The organism is Pelosinus propionicus DSM 13327 (genome assembly GCF_900114615.1).
GTDB classification, from domain to species: Bacteria; Bacillota; Negativicutes; order DSM-13327; family DSM-13327; genus Pelosinus; species Pelosinus propionicus.
This window is the reverse complement of sequence record NZ_FOTS01000013.1, coordinates 96,462-116,540: the sequence shown is the minus strand read 5'-3', so window position 1 is coordinate 116,540 and position 20,079 is coordinate 96,462. Positions and strand designations below refer to the sequence as shown.

The following is a 20,079-nucleotide window of genomic DNA, read 5'->3' as shown; positions in this document are numbered from 1 at the left end:
ATAAAACGGCATTTTGATGCTGTTTTATTGCTTTTTAGCTTTTAAGAAAATCCTGGCGCTCCAACATTGATGTTAGTTCCCAAAACACTTTCGTATGCATACCATGAGATAAAAACAAGTAATAGAATCGAAATAACTAAGATGTCAACTGCACTCGAAAATATTACATTTTTTCTTCTTACTGGCACCTTTCAGAAGAAAAAACATATTATGAATTAAGAATATAAAAGTCTTATGTATTAAGAGTATATAAGTATTCTTTATTTTTTCAGGAGGGATGCCTATTACTTTAGATACTAAATACTCAACAAAAATCCAACATTTTAGAGGAGGCTTTTGCTATGATAGACAGCAAGTATTTTGAGATTCCTGATTTTTGTGAATTGACCCGCCAATGTGAACCAAATTGCCCATGCAATAGCTGTCTTAGTATCTTTAACAACTGCGGACCTGTTTTTGGTACTACAACTCCCCCAGTAAGCAGAATACCAACATGTGAATGTCATGACATTTGTGTAGAAGAAGTCGTACTTATCGGTAATTCCGGTGAATTTACAAGATGCATAGCCTACCCTCCAGTAGGACCATGCCGTGTTCAATGCAATGGAACCTTTACTTTCCCAACACTCACCGTAGGAGAGACTTGCCAGGTTATCCTATGGTGCGCCGATGAACAAATCGATGAAGGATGTCAAACGGTAACGGTTAGAATTGGTTTGGTAATCATCTGCGGCAATTGCACTTCAAACCCAATCATTCTTCCGCTCCCAACCTTTACTAGAACCTTTACTACTTTCTACCGATTCCCAGATTGCACCCCTGTAACTGGGCAGCAATTAAAGAATGAACTGACAAGAATTGACGGTTCCTGCCTTGTCGCCCAATTTAATGCGGTTGTCACCAGTCCTCAACAAATTACAATTACAGGAAAAATTATAGATAAATTATGGAGAAGCGAGAACTTGTGGGTAGAAGGAATTCGTCCATTTGAATTAACTGATGCAGCAATCGCTAATGGCTTCTCTTCTTTTACTGTAAAAGGCTCTTTCGACAGCACTCATCAAATTGGCCCTTGTACAGATATTTGTCCTCCAAGCTAATAAAAAAGCAGACCAGATTGGTCTGCTTTTTATTCTTTTTTATGTAATAACAGTTCAATTTGCTCTAACCTCTTATCTATATTTTGCAGAACTTCCATAACATGACTCCATGGCTGATCTTCATCACTTATTTCCACATTCGTTTTATGCCAACGTCGATTTTGGCTCATTTCACCGGATGCGACAGCAGGTATCATATCCATCAGTTTTTGCAATGCACTTTGATCTGGCAAGAGATAGTATTTTTGCTCACCATCTTGTGCTACAAGATTTTCATCACCTAGCAGCTGCCCTAACTTTTCTTCTGTTAATGTCGAAAAAAAAGTACTATCCTTTTGCATATTTTTAACACGATTCGTTATTTTTTCCAACATTGTTTCTTGCGCTACTTTTTCCAACGGAGGAACAGGCGGCTGCCAAAGTTTACTTTCCTGAGGATTTTCCATTATGTTTCTCCTCCTTTTGTTCAAATTTTTTTGATCACTTTATAAAATCTACTTTACCATTATTTGTACTGTAGTATATGTACTACTCTCAAATAGGTGCCATTATTTGAATTGATTTTTAAAAATTTTTAGTAAAGCACTTTCATAGTGGGGCTGTGCTGCTGAGCCATTAAACAAAACCTCTTTTACCTGCTCTGTTATTTTTTTCTTTATCTGCTCTCTAAGTTCTTTATTCTGTGCTAATTTCACGGCCCACTCCACATATTCTTCTTCATTCTTTCCTATGCCATCTTGTATCCCAAGAGCACGAAGCATATGAGCCCCCCATCTGCTTCTAGCCATATCTCCCTCCTGGGTGACCATCGGCAAGCCCATATAAAATCCCTCCAGAGATGTAGTCCAGCCTCCGTAAGGATATGTGTCTAATTGAATATCAGCAATTGCCAGCAAAGCATCAACCCGTCCTAAGGGAGGTACAATAAACAACTGTCTTTCAACTCCAGCACTTCTGGCAGCCTGCTTGATCCGCTCTCCTAGCTGATTATCTAGATTCGTTGAATGACATGGTTTGAGCAGTATACAGGCATTAGGAACACGCTTTAAGATTTCCACTAACAACCGATCCCGCGACGGACTATGCTTAATACCATTTGCACAAGAAACAAAAACTACAGCCTCTTCAGGTATTTTCCAATCTTTACGAGTGACAGGGATAAACGATGTAAAAGGAGGGGGAAATTGCGCAGCTCCCAGGTTCGGCAATTTTACTAATTTCTCTCGGTAATGAGAACTAGCATCTGACGGTTCAAAATCACCGCTGATATAATAATCAATCGTCGGCAGACCAGTGGTTGTTCCATGGCCTACTAATGCACACTGAATCGGTACTAATCGGAGCCCAGCCAGCATATACGTCAAAGGATCCATACCTATATCTGTATAAATTAAAATATCAAGCTTACTATCTATGATACTTTGCATGATACAATATACATCTTCAATCGCATCTATCTGTTTAAATTGTTTAAAACGGTCACTATATTTTTCAAAAAGACTGGTGATTTCATCATAACCTCTTCCCAAAGCAAATGTATATACTTCAAAATTATCTTTATTATGATGAATCACACGATTTACCATATAGTAGCTAACAGCCTGCCCGTAAAAAAATCGTGAAATATAGCCGATGCGTATTTTTTTCTTTTTTCTATTTTTCTTAAAACTGGCAGTTAACTTTTTATTTCGAGACACATACTGCTCCATATGAGCAGCAATAAAATCACCAAATCGAGCCAACGCAGGCAGATTATTACCACCACTATAAGAAATACGCCAAAGAACTTTAGTACACTCATTTACCAAAGGAATAAACGAACTTGTTGGGATATGCGCTGAAAATAGATCAGAAGCATATTTTAAAACTTTATCTCGATGTTTCCCTTCAATATTGTAATAAGGGACATGCAGCAGCCAAAAAGTAATCAACACCTTATAATATTCAGGAATTTCTTCTTCCTTCCATAATTGAACAACATTAATGTTAAATTGTTCCGCATCCATTGGCCGATACATACTGATTAAAAGGAATTCTTTAAAACTCGCAGATGAATCCGTAAATGCAAAGCTCTCATTTTCTTCTATTGGCAGCGATAAGAAGTCATTTAAAAAGATTTGCTGCCAAAGCATGTAAAGCTTTTGGTGCTGATCCTCCTTGAGCTGAACGTATCTGCCTTGAGGTACTTTACTGAAGTAAATCGTTAAACATTTGCGCAGCGTCTTAATAAATTCATAAAAAGCTTGCATTTCTTTATCCTGTAAATGATTGCTGCTGTCTGGTATGGATCTACAACTTTGCCACAAAGTAATCACATCCCACAACGCATGACTTTCCAAAAGAGGATTGATTTTTTTGAGGCAGTGGCCACAAAACCGATCTACAAACTGCAATTTTTCCCTGCTTTCTTCCATTTTAAAATGAGAATATTTATGATGAAATGCTTTCCATACAAAGCTCCATCCTTTACTTTTTTCTCTTTCTACTAGTTGAGCGATCTCCTCATCATCAGAATTTGAACTCGTATCACTTTTAATGGACTTACTTTTTTTCAATACTTCTTCATATAAGGCTACATACTCATCTACCATACGCTTCTCGCTAAATTTTTCTACTACTCGGAGTCGAGCAGCTCTACCAGAACATTGTCTAAGCTCTTCATTTTCCAGGAAATAAAGAATGCCTTGAATCAATTCACCTACATTTCCCCGTTCCGCCAAATAACCATTTTCTTTATGAGTTATCAGCTCCGGGATTCCTCCTACAGCAAAGGCAACAACTGGCGTACCTGATGCCATCGCTTCACAAATAGTAAGGCCAAACACCTCGGCTAGGGTAGGAGAAACATAAAGATCAACAGCTGCATAATACTGTGCCAACTGCTTGTGGTCATCAATAAAAGGAACATCGATGTGACGGATCGGAAAGTCTTCTAATGTCGATGTACTGTATGACCCTATCGTAAGTAAAACAATATCGGGATACCGTTTATAGATTTCTAATAATGCTTCGCGTAAGAACTCCCCTCCCTTATAGGGGTTATTCAAACCACCATGAGCTGCAAATAAGATTATTTTTTGAGAAGCCGGCAAACCTAATTTAAACCGCAATTCCTCTTTGCTGCCAGGTTGAAATGTACTTATGTCAACACCATTATAAATCAGGCGAATTTCTTTCTCTTGCAGCAGGCTTTCTTTTGCTTGCCTGCCTAACCATGCAGAAGGGCATACTACGGTAAAATTAGATACTTTATACATTAAACTTTTAATAAGCTGTACCAACTCACGCTGCAATTTGTTTTTATTTTCAATATCTTGGGGACATACTGCACACCAATCTTCTTTCCAGCCATTACAAACATCCGTAGACAGGCACTTGGCAGTAAAGGCAAGAGGATCATGCAATGTCCAGACTAAAGGCTTAGATGCCAAAAAGGGCAATAACAAAAAAGAAAAATAATTTCCATTAATACAATGTAAATGAACCAAATCAGCCTGTTCAAACAAAGGATGATTTAATACCCTTAGCAAGGCTGCAGAATAAAGATCAAATAAACCTTGCTGCTGCTGCTGTTCTAACAGTTCTTTTTGCCATCTAGTTTTTAAAAAGGGAATCTGAATCACTCGGTCATCTTGAGAAGATACTGTGTGGTGAGCAAAAGTAACAGCCTCATGCCCTCGTTGGCTAAGGTTGTTCACAAGAGTCCAGGAAATTCTTGCTGCCCCTCCATGTTTATCAAAAAGGTTAATATGTACTACCTTCATTATTTTCCTCCCCCTATACAAACAATCAGCAGGAAAAGTTATTTGCCTGTAAAAAAGTATCTGCCCAGGCATCACGAATGATAAAGCGCGGATGCTTTAAGGGAAATTCCATCTCTTCTACTGGCAGATTAGCAAGGCAGCTTCCTTTATCTTTCGTATGAGTTCCTTCAGGGCCATATCCAATATTGGATACTAAATTCGTATTCGGCAAGATATGCAAACCACTTTGTAAAAAACAGGAAAATGCAAACTGAAAATCCCAAGCATCTATTTTTTTCTGATAGGCAGCCTCAAAGACACGCTGCCAATATTGGGCAACTCGCACTCCCCCAATCACTTCAAATTGGGGCTGATCACTGCGATTTGCCACTTGCATACTACCAAAGATATCAAATAACCATTTCCCATCGCGAACTTCAGGCCAGAGCTTCATGTCAAAATCATAATGCCGCCATGCTCTTTTCCAGGTTGCCCAACCACAGGTCTGGGTATAGCGGGAAAAATAATAACTATCCGCTGTTCGTCGTCTGCCAAACTGAAAATTATTACCCGAAATACTCATAATACGTTGGTCATCAGAGTACTTTTTTAATAATTCCTGGCAATACGGAAAGAATGTCGGATGTGGCAAACAATCATCTTCTAATATGATTGCTTCTTCTACCAAACTAAAAACCCAATCCATTCCAGTAGCGGGACGCTTGCCACAGCCTAAATGAACGGGAGAGTAATTTTTTATAATCTCACACTCCCAATCAATCCCATCAATAAGATTCCGTACTAAAGCACATTTTTCTATATCATCCCTTTGATCTGTCCTAGGAGCATCTGCAATGACTAGTAACTTCACAGGTCTAACCTTGCGGATCTCTGCCAACACCTGCTGCGTTAGATTTGGCCTATTAAAGATAATCAATGCTATGGGAGTAGTACATATATAATCCTTCATACCAACCACCTCATTGTCTTATTCCAACCTAATTTAATTTATTCTTCGAGCTGGTAAAAAATGATATTACTTTCTTCTTAGAAATAATAGTTCATCAATAATTTCCCCTTGAATATCTCCCTTTGTAAGTACCTTTTTGATTTGAGGAAGCAAATTCTGCAGTTGTTTTCTGCTTCCTCCCTCGCTTTGCAAATTCAATTTTAGAGAATAACGATCTATAAAACTCAACATATAGTTGGCAGAAGCAGCAACAGCCGAAAGCGGTTTGATATGATGCAACAGTTCATGAAATAATCTGCTTGAAATTGTATTGTTCCAATTCACTTTATGTATTATATGATATGCATGAGCTGTCATGACTTTCTTAACGGCTACTCCTAAGAATAAAGGAGATAGCACCGCCCAATAATCCCAACATGGCATACCAATACAAAATTGCGAGGCAGGATATGCAGCAATCACTTTTCGATCAAAAAAGAAATAGTCAAAACCATCTTGAATTACTCTGCCATTAACATGATTAAATGTACTTATATCAATTCGAGATCCGTAAATAAATGAATCACGCCCCTCCTTCGTCAGGAAAGAATAAAACTCATGCTTCAAGAAGCAAATATCAGAATTAACAATTCCACATAAAGAAGATTCTCGTTCCCACAAACAAGCTAATATGTCGTCAAAATAAATATAGGGCTTGCCAAATTGTTGTCTAGCATCTCTGGCAACTTCAATAAATTCAATTTCTGGAAAAGATGATTTTAAAACAGCTATTTCCTCTGCACAATTGATAGATATTACAACAAACCCCAGTCTATGCCAACTGTTAACTGCCTCTTTTTGAATCTTTACATCTTTTCCTGGCGCTAAGGATGTAGCAATCGTAATAGGCTGACTCATACCCTTCCTCCCGTCTTTCATTGAATAACTCTAGGGACCAAGCCACTCTTAATTTCCACCTTTAAAGATGGAAATTAAGAGTGGCTTGGTCATCTGCGCTTTTACTACTATACAAAATTGTTTATCCTAACACCTTTTTAAAATAAGCTATCGTCTCTTGCAGACCATCGTCTAAACGTATTCGAGGTTTCCAATTAATTTTTGCTTCCGCTAATTTAATATCCGGACAACGCTGCCGAGGATCATCCTCAGGAAGTGATTTAAAAATCAATTTCGATGCTGAACCAGTAAGTCTTATTACTTTTTCAGCTAGTTCAAGAATGGAAAATGCTTCTGGATTTCCTAAATTTACCGGAGCAAAAGATTCTTTCTTAGTTTCCATCATTCTAAGAATCCCATCAATTAGATCATCAATATAGCAAAATGCTCTAGTCTGTTTTCCATCTCCATAAATAGTAATTTCTTCACCTCTTAAAGCCTGAACAATAAAATTACTTACAACCCGCCCATCATCGATATGCATATTAGGGCCATACGTATTAAATATGCGTATTACTTTAATATCTAAATCATGAGCACGATAATAGTCATAGCATAAAGTTTCAGCACAGCGTTTACCTTCATCATAGCAGCTTCGCACTCCAATAGGATTTACATTACCCCAATATTCCTCCTTCTGGGGGTGGACAAGGGGGTCTCCATATATTTCTGACGTTGACGCATGAAGTACTCTGGCTTGATTTTTCTGTGCTAAATCTAATATATTAATCGTTCCCTGTATACTGGTTTTCAGCGTCTTTATCGGATCGTGCTGATAATGCAGGGGACTAGCAGGACAAGCAAAGTTATAGATCTGATCGACCTCAAGATCTAATGGATCGATTATATCTTGCTGAATGATCCTAAAAAGCGGATGATTTAATAAGCCCTCAATATTTGCTTTGAAACCTGTAAAGTAATTGTCTAGGCAAATTACTTCATGCCCCTTATCTAAAAGTTTTTTACATAAATGGGAACCAATAAAACCTGCACCACCTGTGACCAAGATTCGCTTATTTGCCATAGCAATTTCTCCCTATGCAATAATATCGAAAACCATGCTTTACCATTTCTAAAGGATCAAATTGGTTGCGTCCATCAAAAATAACAGGCTGCCTCATAACTTTCTTCAACTGATCTAAATCAACTTCTCTAAACTCCTGCCAATCAGTGATCAAGACTAACACATCCGCATGAGCAACCGCTCTCATCATGTCATTGGCATACTCTATCTTATGATTCTCCTTCTTTAAAGCCTGTTTTGCCTGCTCCATAGCTTCCGGATCGTATACAGCAATCTGCCCCCCCATTTTAAGAAGTTCTTCAATAATCATCAAAGAAGGGGCTTCTCGCATGTCATCCGTTTGGGCTTTAAACGCCAATCCCCATACAGCAATCTTTTTGCCTTGAAGATTATCACTTAACTTCTTCTTAATCATATCAACAAAATATTTTTTTTGCCCTTCATTGACTTTATGCACTGCACTGGCTATCGCCATCTCAAATCCATTTTTTTGACCAGTATGAATTAATTCATTAACATCCTTAGGAAAGCAAGAACCGCCATAACCTACACCAGCGCATAAAAACTGACTGCCTATACGCATATCTGTGCCGATACCCCTGCGAATATTCTCAATATCCCCGCCCAATTTATCACACAATTGAGCCATTTCATTCATAAAGCTAATGCGAGTTGCCAACATAGCATTAGCCGCATATTTTGTAATTTCAGCCGACTTAATATCCATTGTTATTATTTTATTCTCACTATGAGCAAAAGGTTTATAAAGTTCTCTCATACATACAGCTATTGGTCCCTTATCACATCCAATCACAATACGATCAGGACACATAAAGTCAGCAACAGCAGTTCCTTCTTTGAGAAACTCAGGATTAGAAGCTACATCAAATGTTAACTTCTCCTTGCCTCTAGCCTTTAATTCACTATTAATCATATCTCTAACCGCGTCTGTAGTACCGACAGGAACGGTAGATTTAGTAACTACAATCAAATAGTTATCCATACATTTACCAATTTCACGAGCAGCATTTAATACATATGACAAATCTGCTGATCCATCTTTATTAGGCGGCGTACCTACCGTAATAAAACACAATAAAGAATCCGCAATACTATTGCGTAAGTCACTACTAAATTCTAATCGACCATTCTGCTTATTGTCTAAAATCATGTCCTTTAACCCTGGTTCATAGATAGGAATTATCCCAGAGTTTAATGCCTTGATTTTTTCTTGATCTGTATCAATACAGCATACTATATTCCCTTTATCAGCAAAACATGTGCCTGTTACCAGGCCGACATAGCCTACTCCAATCATGCAAATTTTCATAAGCACCATCCTTAACTTCTCTTACATCATCCAAAATAACGATTTCTGAAATCTATCATCTTAGTTTATGTTATTCAGAATTCTAAAAAATGGTGACATAAGCAGCCGTTATTGAGAATAGTTCCCATACTATGTAAAATGGCAAACAAGATTTTCCCCTGCAACATAAAATTATCACCCTTACAATAAATAAAGGATTTGGCTTCTGCCAAATCCTCTTTTCCTTATTGTAATCACGTCGCATACATTAGTTGCCACTTTTTTCGTGCAACCGAGCCTTGAAACGATGAAGAAGCTGACTTAATGCCGCTTTAGGATAATATTCTACTATTTGATTTCTCTCTTCTATTTTTTTAAGCCATGTATCTGCCATTTGCAAAAAGACTTCATTTTCAAACACAGCATTTGAGGCAATTCTTCTGTGAATTTCCAGCTCTGCCAAGGTAGGAGCAATACCTAAAGCATACAGCTGCTCCAGCCTTATGCTATCAACCTCTTGCATTTGTTCACGATGATATCTCGTGCTTACCTGATTATCATTAAATCTATATTGCACTAAAGCTTCCGGAATATTAGCTAATAGTGTTGTCTTCGCCAGCTCCATCCATAATTTATAATCTTGAGCATATTTATAACGACCATTATAGCTTAATCCCGTATTTTTTAACACTTCCCGTCGAATCAGCACGGATGGATGCGATAAGCTTGTAGTAAATAATAATTGACATTTTATTTGCTCTGGTTCTGTAGAAAGTTCCCATAATTGCCCTTGATACCATTCTCCTATTGTTTTAACCCAACTACCGCAAACACCGATTTGAGGATGACTTTCCATAAACAGAACTTGCTTATATAAGCGTTCGGGCATACTAATGTCATCACCGTCCATCCTGGCTATATATCGCCCTCGCGCAAACGCAATCCCTTTATTCAGGGAAGCAGAAATGCCAATATTTTTTTCATTTTCAATTAATCGAATACGTCCATCTTTGTATGAAGTAATAATATCCTTCGAATGATCCGCAGAACCATCATTAATGATTAAGAATTCAAAGTCATAAAAGGTTTGCCGAGTAATGCTATCCATAGCTTCTCTAAGGTATCGACTGCCATTATAAACAGGCATCAGAACTGTCACTATCGGCTCAAACATTGTATTCCTCCTTGACAGTTAGTGGTTATAAATCAACGATACTTTATTAGACCTGATACCATCCTTTGGGAATAATATCTCTGCCATCATAATCGTGACTATGAAACCATTTAGCAGGTGAAAGAATCTTTTTTTTATCATAGGTGCATAGCCAGGCTGCCCACCAACTAAAGGAACTATTCGCGATAATATGATGCTTACAATTACTCATTAAAAATAAATCAGCATACTCTTTGTCAATGTCGTTGTGGGTTACAAATGTTATGGGATATTTCACTTTAATATGATCTTGTACCCATTGTTTATCATCCGAAAATACAAAAAAATTAGGCTTGTCAAAAGCAGCTGCTAATTGTTCTATACAAAAATGATAATATTCCAATGAACACGTACCATGAATATGGTGGTTATACTCATCAAAAACATAATCTCCTCTGCGTACATGTATACTAATAGACTGCACATTCCTAATTTTTTTTATTAATTCTTCGTCCTGATCACTTAGCGCTGCTTTTAGCTGGAATTCATGACGAATCAAGTTACTAACATTTTCAAAATATTTCTCGCACTGCCAGTAACCATCTAAATATATGTCTCCAGGTAAATGCATCATTTGTTCATCAAAACAAAATTGACGTTCTTTAGCGATTTTTCCTGCTTCTATCAAATCATTTATTTCCTTTACTGAAGCGAAATTCTCCATAATATTAAAATGATGCAATCGGTAAGTTCGCAATTTATAAATATCGTAACTAGATACATCCAGTTTGATAGGAACTTGATGTTCATATGCAATTCTACGAGCCATTGCATACTGAAAAAGCTGATTGCCTAAACCTCCTAACAGCCGTACTATAACCATAATACCTCCTGATTGCTTTGCTAATTGAAGACGAAGACTAATCGCCTACTAACCCAATTATGCCTCTATAATCGTTAACAACTTGAGCAAATGGAATTCTAGGATAACAACCAGCAACATGATTCGCCTGCTCTATCTTCGAAAGCCATATAGCAGCCTTTTGTACAAACTCTTTTGTTACCATCAAATTAGCATTAGTAAGCTGCCGATGTATCTCCATTTCTTCTTTTGTCGGCACAATGCCCAATAACTGTAATTGTTCTCGTTTTATTGTATCAGGCTCACTTACGGTTTCACACCAGTTCTTTGCACTTAACTGATGAGAATGCAATCGGTATGCTACTAAAACTTCAGGAATATTAGCGAGTACTATTTTTTTTGCTAATTCCACCCATAACTTATAATCCTGAGCATACTGAAACAAAGCATCATAATAAATTCCCGTCTTTTCAAGAGTATCTCGGCGCAGCATGACAGAAGGGTGTGCCATCGTGTTACAAAATAGCAACTGGCATTTTATCTGTTCAGGCTCAATAGGAAAGCGCCATAAATGCCCTTTCCCCATTTCATCAATGGCATTAACCCAGCATCCACAGACACCAATTTCAGGATGTTGTTCCATAAATAACACTTGTTTATAGAATCGTTCTGCTGCATTTACATCGTCACAATCCATTCTGGCTATATATTTACCTCTAGCATTCTGTATGCCTATGTTTAAAGCCTTAGAGATGCCAAGATTTTTATCATTCTTCAAAATGCGGATACGTCCATCCGGATAGGAACTACTAACTGCTATAGAATTATCAGTAGAGCCGTCATCTATAATTAAAAATTCAAAATTATGAAAGGTTTGACTAAGAACACTATCAATAGCTTGCGAAATATATGCACCGCCATTATACACAGGCATCAAAACTGTAACGATGGGTTCAAACATGTTATATCCCCCTTTGAAGATTCCGGTTATAAGCTAATGCTATACTACCTCAAACATAATATACATATTGATTCATGGCGGGGAGTATAGTATGAAAAATAATAATCTCTAGGCATTATCTTCATATTTAGTTTATGCGCAAGTACAGAAGCTGCTGTCTGGTCATGACGATGTCCTAGTACTCTGCTATCTGTAGAAACTTGCCCATCTTTATTATCCCAGGCACCTATAAACGTAATATTATCATTCGCTTTTTCATGCCATTGCTTTAAAAAGTCTACTGACCGAGTGTTTTTAAAATTTAAACCCGTACAGCCTGCTGAGCAGCATCGAATAGAAAATGCCTCTTCCCTAGTGATCTGAAGAGTCCCTAAAGCCGCATCAGAGCACCACTGACCTACATCATACCCACTATCCTGTATAAAATGACCATGTTCTTCAATATGATTAAAAATTTTATCTAACGGCTGTATGGCTACCATGGAACAATCAAGCAATAAGGCTAATTCATACCCTTTAAAATATGCTTCTGCTAATGCGTATGTCTTGAATCCATATGGCACTTGCTGATGAGAGGGGCATTTTAACGATTCTTCCCCAATCCAAGTTAATACGTCCCCCTTATATCCAACTGCATGTAAACTTTCCAAAAGCCGAATTTGACCACCCTTATACCAACCGGTCTCAGTAGCAAAATTTACAATGCACATCTTCTTCACAACATCCCCCCTCCGAGTTTTCTTACTATCAGGCTCCTGTTTATAACTTGAGTCTACTTGTACTGTCTCTAGCTCAAATAGGATATTCAGGAATTACCCACATACTACACAAATTACTCTACATAATTTAAAACCTTATTGTAACGGATTTACTTAATTTATAATATTCTACTGACAAAAAAAGGTGTCGAACATGGATAATATTGTAAATTTGTTATTGTAATATAGAATGCCCATATGAAGAAGCTGATGTTCCTTTATACCATTTCACTAGCGACTCATGGCATCATCCTACTCTTTAGCCTGTTAAGTACAATGAGTTAAAGGGAGCTAAAATCACATTCCATTTATCAGATTAACATTTTTTTATACATAAGTTATATACATTTCACATGTAAGGCACCAAGAGAGGCCTAAAATAATATACTACATAAGAAGATAAAAATGAAAATATGATAAAGAAGGGATTATATGCTTAAAAATATACGCATAGGCCTACCTATGATAGGAAGCAAATACTGGTATGCAGGTGTTACGGTAGTAGAATCAATTATTAGCTCTGTTGCGCAGCTATCTGAAGAGAATCGCCCACAACTTTTTCTCGTGATGAATGATGAAAATTTAGAATGTTTGACTTTGTATGATTTAATCCCTCTCCATGAGCATCTTTTTCCATTAATCGACGGTTTAATTTATGTAGGTACAAATATAGATACAGCAAAAGACTTAATTAACCATCCAATTATCCATTATGTCTCTACAGACCACCTCTTCCATAATATTGATTTAATGCTACCAATAAACTCAGAATTGTATCCTGGCTATCCTGCAATACCATGGATACCAGACTTTCAGCATCATTATCTGCCTCAACTTTTTTCGGCTACTGAAATTACAAAACGGAATACTTTATTTCAAAAAATTGCCGACAACTCTCCTGTGGTATTGTTCACCAGCAATGATGCAAAAAAAGATTTTTTGCAACTATATCCATCCTCGCCCGCCACTCCCCTGGTATTACCATTTCCTGTTCATCCAAAAAAGGAATGGTATACAGGCGATCCTTATCAAATCCAAGCAAAATATAAAATACCTGATCGATTTATATTATGCTCCAATCAATTCTGGATGCATAAAAATCATCCCGTCTTATTTAAAGCGTTAGCTATTTTGCAAAGTAGAGGTCAAGAAATTCACCTAGTATGCACCGGATCAACAACCGATTATCGCAACCCTAATTATTTTAATAAATTACAGGAGTACATTCAGGTTCTTAATCTCAAAGAGCATATTCATATTCTTGGCCTGATTCCCCGTCATGATCAAATGCAACTTATGCGCCGCAGTTTATTCGTAGTGCAGCCTTCCTTATTCGAGGGCTTGAGTCTGATTATACAAGAATGCCAATTATTAGGAAAAGACATTATTTTATCCGATCTGCCCATACATGAAGAAGAAGGTTATGGCACCTACTTTGCAAGAACAGATGCAGAGGATTTAGCAAATAAAATATCATTATTACTGCCAACAACGAACCCTGGACCTGATCTTTTAAAGGAAAACGAATCTAAATTAGAATATAATGCGAAAATTACTAATTTTAATTGGCAATTTTGTCAGTTCATCATGGCAGCTAGAGAAATCTATCGTTCTCCGGTACAAAACACCACGTTCTCTCATAGCTCATTTCATCATGATAAAATAACCATTGCTACTTCTCTGGCACCAGGTAAAGATATTTCCACACAAAAAAAAGCAATCGAAAGCTGGATGCATTCTGGTTTCAATGTGGTATCGATAAACTCTCAGGCTGAAATAAATACAATCCAACCTTATTTCCCTAATATTGAATTTGTTGCAGCTAAAAGAGATGCCAGAGAGACCTATGGTAAACCTTATATCTATATCGATGATATTTTAGCGTATTTTGCTGCAAGGGAGAATCGGATATGCGGTATCGTCAACTCCGATATTCATTTTTTCAAAAAAGATCTTCCTGCATTCATGAATATAGAAGCAACAGACTCACTGGTTTTTGGCCCGCGCCTTGATGTCGAATCTTTTGATAAAATTAGCAATGGCATTTTTTATAAAGGATTTGACTATTTCTTCTTTGACCGAAGTTTTATTCAGCAATATCCCCCTGCAAAATTCTGTATTGGCTTGCCATGGTGGGATTACTGGATGCCCTTAATTCCGTTATTGGCTAAACTGTCAGTAAAAAAAGTAACAACTCCTATTTGTTATCATATTATACATCCTAGCAACTATTCGATTGCTTCTTGGAAATCTCTCGCATTAGAAATGATGAAACATTTTTCTTTACCGCCGCAAGCAAATGAAATTTATCTTGGTTATTTGAATAATTATATCCTTGATCTAATTGAGAAAACTTCAACTAGCATTGAATATAGAATGAATTAATATTGGTGGGATGGTTATGAAGAAAGCCCTTATTACAGGTATTAGCGGACAGGATGGTTCCTATTTAGCAGAACTCTTACTAGCAAAAGGTTACCAAGTTCACGGTGTGATCCGGCAATCCAGTATGGAAAACCATCAAAAGCTTTTTTTTCTGAAAGATATTTCTGATCGGATTACCTTGCACATCTGTTCATTGAATAATCATTTATCCATCTATAAATTAATCGATGCTGTAAAACCTGACGAATGCTATCATCTTGCAGCCGCTAGCTTTGTAAGTTATTCTTTCGAAGATGAAGCTTCCATTCTTGCTACGAATTTAAATCCAACACATTATTTTCTTTCTAGCATAAAAGAATTGGTGCCTCAATGCCGATTTTACTTTGCTGGTTCTAGTGAACTTTTTGGTAATGCTGAACTATCACCTCAAACAGAAGGTACTCGCTTCAATCCTCGCTCGATCTATGGAATATCAAAATTAGCCAGCCACTATGTCGTAAAGAATTATCGAGAGCATCACGGCTTATACGCCTGCACAGGTTATTGTTATAACCATGAATCCCCACGTCGTAATCCAGCCTTTGTTTCAAGAAAAATTACATCTGCAGCTGCTAAAATACTATTAAAACTGGAAAACCACATTCAATTAGGAAATGTCGATGCGATTCGGGATTGGGGCTATGCTCCCGAATATGTAGAAGCGATGTGGATGATGCTTAATAACCCTTTGGGAGCCAAAGATTATATTATTGCCACTGGTATTCCCCATACTGTCCGTGACTTATTAGCAATTGCCTTTTCATTTGTAGGGCTTGATTATACGAACTATTTAGAGATCAACAGTAATTTTTTTCGCCCCAGCGAACAAGTCCCTTTACTCGGAGATGCCTCTAAAATCTACCAGGACTTAGGATGGCGTCCTAAAATTAGGTTAGAAGAAATCGTTAAAGAAATGGTACTTCAAGATCTCAATCTTTTTAAGTCTTAATATAGAAGAATCCCCGCTGTTAAGGCGGGGATTCTTCTATATTAAGATCTCTTTAAATATGCAGCTATGGCTTCTGGCATTGCAATGAAGGAATTTCCCAATACATTTGGATCAACGATAAAGTTAGCTGGTAAATTTGCTACTAATGGGCCACCTGCTGCCATTAAGGAAATAACAGGCAGTCTAGTGTTAGGCGCTCCCCAACTGCCAGTTTGCAAGACGCATTCATAAGATGTTTCTAAACCAGGATCAAATCCGCCATTAGGATTTAAGGCAGGAACAAAGCAGTATTTTTTGCCTTTTTCACCTAACTTTTTCTGCAGGTAATACAAACTTCCAGGCAGCCCATGAATGATAAAGCTCTGAAAAGAATCGATTACTTGATCTAAAAAGATAGGATTCACACAATAGGAGCAAAAGTGCCACAAATCACTATAATCTAAAATTCGATTTACACTGCTTACTGTCTTACGCTTTAAATGATCCTTATGTTTTTTTATAAACTCACATAAGGATGTAACCAGCTGCTCATGATTGGAATAATTCGGAACTTTGTCATGAATGATTTGAAAACTATATTTATAGTCTTTGTATTCCCAGTCACTAGTAAGATGGCGATAGTTTTGACACACTGCTGCTCGAAAAATCGGAACTCCTAAGTGAGAAGAGATTTGTTGTATTGCTTTTAAATGCATTTCTGCTGAAAGGCTAAGACCGTGAACAACATTCCCAACTGGGAGCAATTGGTGATTTCTTGAATATTTCTGCCACCGATACACCACGTAATCGCTTAATGGGTTTCGGCTGAATTTTTTGCTCATAACAGGAAAAGCACCTGCACCGCCAACTGCAAATTCTCCATGATCGTCTAAAAGCAATACGCTGGCTTCTTTTATTTTTTGTACACAATTCAAATAATAGGAATAACGCTCATCAAAATCACGACACATAAAATAATCATAAAATATTAAATCCTGATAAATAATCGGTGCTGGCGGCATACAAACATGTTCAAATTCTACCGGCATTCCAACTTCTCTTTCAATCCGTTCCATATCTTGAGGTGTGAATTTTCCGACCACAGAATAATCCATAATAGAAACAATAGAAATAACTTCCTTTTTTATATTTCCATTGTTTTCTTTATTTTTTTCACTGCATGCTCGAATAACATCCTGCAAGCTCATATCTCCTGAGATGCTGATATGCTGTTCTTGGGCTATCGAGTTTAAAATAATAATCCCCAAAGAATCTAATGTATTTGAAATAGGAGTATCAAAGGATGAACCATGAAAATACCGCATGATTTCATATTTAATATCCGCAATCATACCATTCTTTCTATCTCGCTCTTGCCAGTTTTGATACTTTATATAATCTTCCAAGGTTTTCTTGCGGTTGATCTTGCCTGATGAAGTTTTTGTAACAAATTCTTCTGGCACGAAATAAAATTCAAAATTGCCCATTGGCAATGCGTGGCTTAAGCGATTTGCCAGCTCTTTATATTGCCGTGTATCGGTTATATCCTCTCTCTCTAATAAAATAAGAAGGGTTTGTGTACCCGTTCTCGCGTCATCTTTTGCTAAACATACACCACGTCCTTCCCATTCCGGAACAACATGAGCTAATATCGTATCCATTTCATTTAACATAAACTTTTGCCCTGCTTGAATCATGACATCATGTTTACGTCCTTCAATGAATAGTTCGTTGCCTTCAATAAATCCAATATCGCCAGTAGGGATATATCCTTCGCTGTCAACTATTGGAATCTGATCCAAATACGCATGTATCGAATAACCGCTTTTGGCGTACACTTCATTGCCAATGATTTTAACAAGCGTTCCTGGAATAATCCTTCCACAGCTTGTAACTTCTCTGCCCTCTTTTACATATGTCTTAATACCATTGCTTTGCGATATTGCCATAATTGTTTCCGCAAAGCCGTAAACGACAGATATAGATTCTAATTTTGTATTGGTATGCTGAGAAAATCGAACCATTGTTTCTTTCTTAACAGGCTCTCCTCCTGAAACCCAGCGTCGCATTGTTGTCATAGGAGCAGCTATCGGCTCTTTTGCCATGACCTCAAAGCCGAAGTTAGGCATAAAGCAAAGTGTACCTCCATAATGGGCAATGGTCTTAAATAGAATGGACCGATTACTAACCCAAACAATCGGATCAATTAAAACCAGCTTAATTCCTAAAAAAATAGGCATGCTGAAACATGCAATAAATCCCATATCGTGATATAAAGGCAGCCAAGAGACAATACAATCGCTTTTCTTCATTTCCATGATGTGATTGTAACTCTGAATATACTGATAAAGTTGTTGAAAAGTAAATCTCATGCCTTTTCTCATACCAGTGGTTCCTGATGAGAGTTGAATAAAGGCACCATTGATAATTTCATCACAGCTAGTATCTGCTTCTAAAATCCGACCATCAAAAAAAATGGTCTTTACTCTTTTTTCAATTTCTAAAGATCGAATAACTTCTTCGCATATGACTCCTTGAATGTTCGCAGAAGAAATCGTATGACTAATTGAATTATGCCAGTAAATTAGACTTTGCTTTTTAGTTGGATATTGAATAATCAATGGTTCCTTGCCAGCATCCAGCACTGCAAGCCAGTGTAAAATCAATTCTCTTGATGTTTTAAAGATCAGGCCAATGTACTTTTCATTCGGAAAATCTTGTGATATTTTAGTACTCAGCCATCTGATTTGTTTTCCACATTCCGAAAAATTAACGGTTTCACTTTTATTTTCATCTACAATCGTAATATCAGGAATATTCTTTACTATAATTTTTATATTTCCTGCTTGCTTTTCATCATCATATAAAAGTGTTACTTCTGAATTCACTATCTTAAGCACCTCTCTTTGCCGTATGAAAATCGTTGCACTCCACTACTCGCCATAGCGATTAATTGAAATATAAATCACTTATTTCTTGCCATTGACAAGTAGAATAGTCAAATACTAGCGGATTCGTACATTCTTCAAAAGATTTTTCTAAAAAGTACCTCATGAAACTTTTGGCTGCTCCCTGAAAATGAAGAGCTTTAAACCGAATAAATTGATTAAGGGCTAGGTTTTTACACAAAACCCCTTTATTTGTGTAATAGATCTTTTTCCGCCCATGCCATTCTTCATATTCATCAATCAGATTTACATTCAGGTCAAATACAGCACCATCACGAATTATTGATAAATCATATATTTTTTCCGGATCGGTGTTATTGCAGTATAAATTCACAAACACCATGTCACAGATACCCCCATGAGGGATCGTGGCTATGATGGACTGATACATATTTTCAAGCTGCCGTCTTAGCTCATCTTGCGTATAGCAACTGGTAATAAATGCGCAAAAAGCATCTAACGCTGCTACATTATTAATATAAGAAATCCCCGCAGAGATACTTCCGCAAAATCCAAAATCATAGCCTGCAACATCTTCTTTTTCAATATCTTCATATAGCATAACATCTGAATCCTGATAATAGCATTGCTCGACGTTATGGGAGATCATAAAATCCCGTAATATAAACCACCTTTGTATACAGAACAATTCATAGTCGTGGGAATTAAAATTCATATGCTGATATACTTTCGCAAACTGCTTCATGGAGCTGCTTTCGCTCACATTAAAATGTTTAACAAAAGGATATTTATTATTACTTTCATCACCAATTAATATAATATCCTTATTTTTATTGGATCGTTTTGCCTGCAGTAGACTATACTGCAAGTAATCACTATCACCATAATGTATAAAAACAATTGGAATCGACATGTAGTCCTCCCTTGGTTAGATTTACGAATCTTTACAGCGCTCTGGTACCTCATTTGCATTAATAACTCCGCTACTTTAGCAGTCTTTTT

Annotated in this window: 15 protein-coding genes; 3 read left to right on the top strand and 12 right to left on the bottom strand. The window is 37.1% G+C overall.

The genetic code is table 11. The features are described 5' to 3' along the window. Positions 1 to 341 precede the first annotated feature (341 nt). The gene (locus BMZ99_RS09065; RefSeq protein ID WP_090935613.1) at positions 342 to 1,100 is read left to right on the top strand and encodes a hypothetical protein; all 759 of its coding nucleotides are present in this window, start codon (positions 342 to 344) and stop codon (positions 1,098 to 1,100) included. A 29-nt stretch (positions 1,101 to 1,129) separates the two neighbouring features. Here the strand turns inward: BMZ99_RS09065 and BMZ99_RS09060 are convergent, their stop codons facing one another. From BMZ99_RS09060 to BMZ99_RS09015, 10 genes are all read right to left on the bottom strand, one after another. Further along, positions 1,130 to 1,546 (bottom strand): hypothetical protein, encoded by a 417-nt coding sequence (locus BMZ99_RS09060; protein ID WP_090935610.1) that lies wholly within the window; start codon positions 1,544 to 1,546, stop codon positions 1,130 to 1,132. Positions 1,547 to 1,648: 102 nt separating this feature from the next. Beyond that, complete coding sequence (locus tag BMZ99_RS09055; protein ID WP_090935607.1) at positions 1,649 to 4,864, bottom strand: O-linked N-acetylglucosamine transferase family protein; 3,216 nt, start codon at positions 4,862 to 4,864, stop codon at positions 1,649 to 1,651. A gap of 25 nt (positions 4,865 to 4,889) precedes the next feature. Further along, a complete protein-coding gene (locus BMZ99_RS09050; RefSeq protein ID WP_090935604.1) occupies positions 4,890 to 5,813 on the bottom strand; it encodes a hemolytic protein HlpA-like protein in 924 nt (307 codons plus the stop codon). Positions 5,814 to 5,879: 66 nt separating this feature from the next. After that, the gene (locus tag BMZ99_RS09045) at positions 5,880 to 6,710 is read right to left on the bottom strand and encodes a hypothetical protein (RefSeq protein WP_090935601.1); all 831 of its coding nucleotides are present in this window, start codon (positions 6,708 to 6,710) and stop codon (positions 5,880 to 5,882) included. Positions 6,711 to 6,831: 121 nt separating this feature from the next. Further along, entirely contained in the window at positions 6,832 to 7,773 is a 942-nt protein-coding gene (locus BMZ99_RS09040) for a UDP-glucuronic acid decarboxylase family protein (RefSeq protein WP_090935598.1), read from the bottom strand. Further along, positions 7,763 to 9,103, bottom strand: coding sequence for a UDP-glucose dehydrogenase family protein (locus BMZ99_RS09035; protein ID WP_090935671.1), 1,341 nt, complete (start codon positions 9,101 to 9,103; stop codon positions 7,763 to 7,765). The genes BMZ99_RS09040 and BMZ99_RS09035 overlap by 11 nt, the downstream gene beginning before the upstream one ends. A gap of 247 nt (positions 9,104 to 9,350) precedes the next feature. After that, positions 9,351 to 10,256: a glycosyltransferase family 2 protein gene (locus BMZ99_RS09030; RefSeq protein WP_090935595.1), complete on the bottom strand. Its 906-nt coding sequence runs from the start codon at positions 10,254 to 10,256 to the stop codon at positions 9,351 to 9,353. A 46-nt stretch (positions 10,257 to 10,302) separates the two neighbouring features. After that, entirely contained in the window at positions 10,303 to 11,118 is an 816-nt protein-coding gene (locus BMZ99_RS09025; RefSeq protein WP_090935592.1) for an alpha-1,2-fucosyltransferase, read from the bottom strand. Positions 11,119 to 11,155: 37 nt separating this feature from the next. Then, on the bottom strand, positions 11,156 to 12,058 hold the full coding sequence (locus tag BMZ99_RS09020) for a glycosyltransferase family 2 protein (protein ID WP_090935589.1): 903 nt from the start codon (positions 12,056 to 12,058) through the stop codon (positions 11,156 to 11,158). 44 nt (positions 12,059 to 12,102) lie between these two features. Further along, a complete protein-coding gene (locus BMZ99_RS09015) occupies positions 12,103 to 12,777 on the bottom strand; it encodes a hypothetical protein (protein ID WP_090935587.1) in 675 nt (224 codons plus the stop codon). Between the two features lie 471 nt (positions 12,778 to 13,248). Here BMZ99_RS09015 and BMZ99_RS09010 point away from each other — a divergent pair, with 471 nt between their 5' ends. Then, positions 13,249 to 15,201: a glycosyltransferase gene (locus BMZ99_RS09010; RefSeq protein WP_090935584.1), complete on the top strand. Its 1,953-nt coding sequence runs from the start codon at positions 13,249 to 13,251 to the stop codon at positions 15,199 to 15,201. A 16-nt stretch (positions 15,202 to 15,217) separates the two neighbouring features. Continuing rightward, a complete protein-coding gene (locus BMZ99_RS09005; RefSeq protein WP_090935581.1) occupies positions 15,218 to 16,189 on the top strand; it encodes a GDP-mannose 4,6-dehydratase in 972 nt (323 codons plus the stop codon). Positions 16,190 to 16,230: 41 nt separating this feature from the next. Here the strand turns inward: BMZ99_RS09005 and BMZ99_RS09000 are convergent, their stop codons facing one another. Next, the gene (locus BMZ99_RS09000) at positions 16,231 to 19,056 is read right to left on the bottom strand and encodes a class I adenylate-forming enzyme family protein (protein WP_245754890.1); all 2,826 of its coding nucleotides are present in this window, start codon (positions 19,054 to 19,056) and stop codon (positions 16,231 to 16,233) included. 61 nt (positions 19,057 to 19,117) lie between these two features. Further along, positions 19,118 to 19,990 (bottom strand): hypothetical protein, encoded by an 873-nt coding sequence (locus BMZ99_RS08995; RefSeq protein ID WP_090935578.1) that lies wholly within the window; start codon positions 19,988 to 19,990, stop codon positions 19,118 to 19,120. Positions 19,991 to 20,079 lie beyond the last annotated feature (89 nt).

Coding starts and splice junctions, on each gene's coding strand:
- BMZ99_RS09065 (WP_090935613.1), top strand. CDS start 342: ATGATAGACAGCAAGTATTTTGAGATTCCTGATTTTTGTGAATTGACC.
- BMZ99_RS09045 (WP_090935601.1), bottom strand. CDS start 6,710: ATGAGTCAGCCTATTACGATTGCTACATCCTTAGCGCCAGGAAAAGAT.
- BMZ99_RS09060 (WP_090935610.1), bottom strand. CDS start 1,546: ATGGAAAATCCTCAGGAAAGTAAACTTTGGCAGCCGCCTGTTCCTCCG.
- BMZ99_RS09020 (WP_090935589.1), bottom strand. CDS start 12,058: ATGTTTGAACCCATCGTTACAGTTTTGATGCCTGTGTATAATGGCGGT.
- BMZ99_RS09050 (WP_090935604.1), bottom strand. CDS start 5,813: ATGAAGGATTATATATGTACTACTCCCATAGCATTGATTATCTTTAAT.
- BMZ99_RS09040 (WP_090935598.1), bottom strand. CDS start 7,773: ATGGCAAATAAGCGAATCTTGGTCACAGGTGGTGCAGGTTTTATTGGT.
- BMZ99_RS09010 (WP_090935584.1), top strand. CDS start 13,249: ATGCTTAAAAATATACGCATAGGCCTACCTATGATAGGAAGCAAATAC.
- BMZ99_RS08995 (WP_090935578.1), bottom strand. CDS start 19,990: ATGTCGATTCCAATTGTTTTTATACATTATGGTGATAGTGATTACTTG.
- BMZ99_RS09025 (WP_090935592.1), bottom strand. CDS start 11,118: ATGGTTATAGTACGGCTGTTAGGAGGTTTAGGCAATCAGCTTTTTCAG.
- BMZ99_RS09030 (WP_090935595.1), bottom strand. CDS start 10,256: ATGTTTGAGCCGATAGTGACAGTTCTGATGCCTGTTTATAATGGCAGT.
- BMZ99_RS09035 (WP_090935671.1), bottom strand. CDS start 9,103: ATGAAAATTTGCATGATTGGAGTAGGCTATGTCGGCCTGGTAACAGGC.
- BMZ99_RS09005 (WP_090935581.1), top strand. CDS start 15,218: ATGAAGAAAGCCCTTATTACAGGTATTAGCGGACAGGATGGTTCCTAT.
- BMZ99_RS09055 (WP_090935607.1), bottom strand. CDS start 4,864: ATGAAGGTAGTACATATTAACCTTTTTGATAAACATGGAGGGGCAGCA.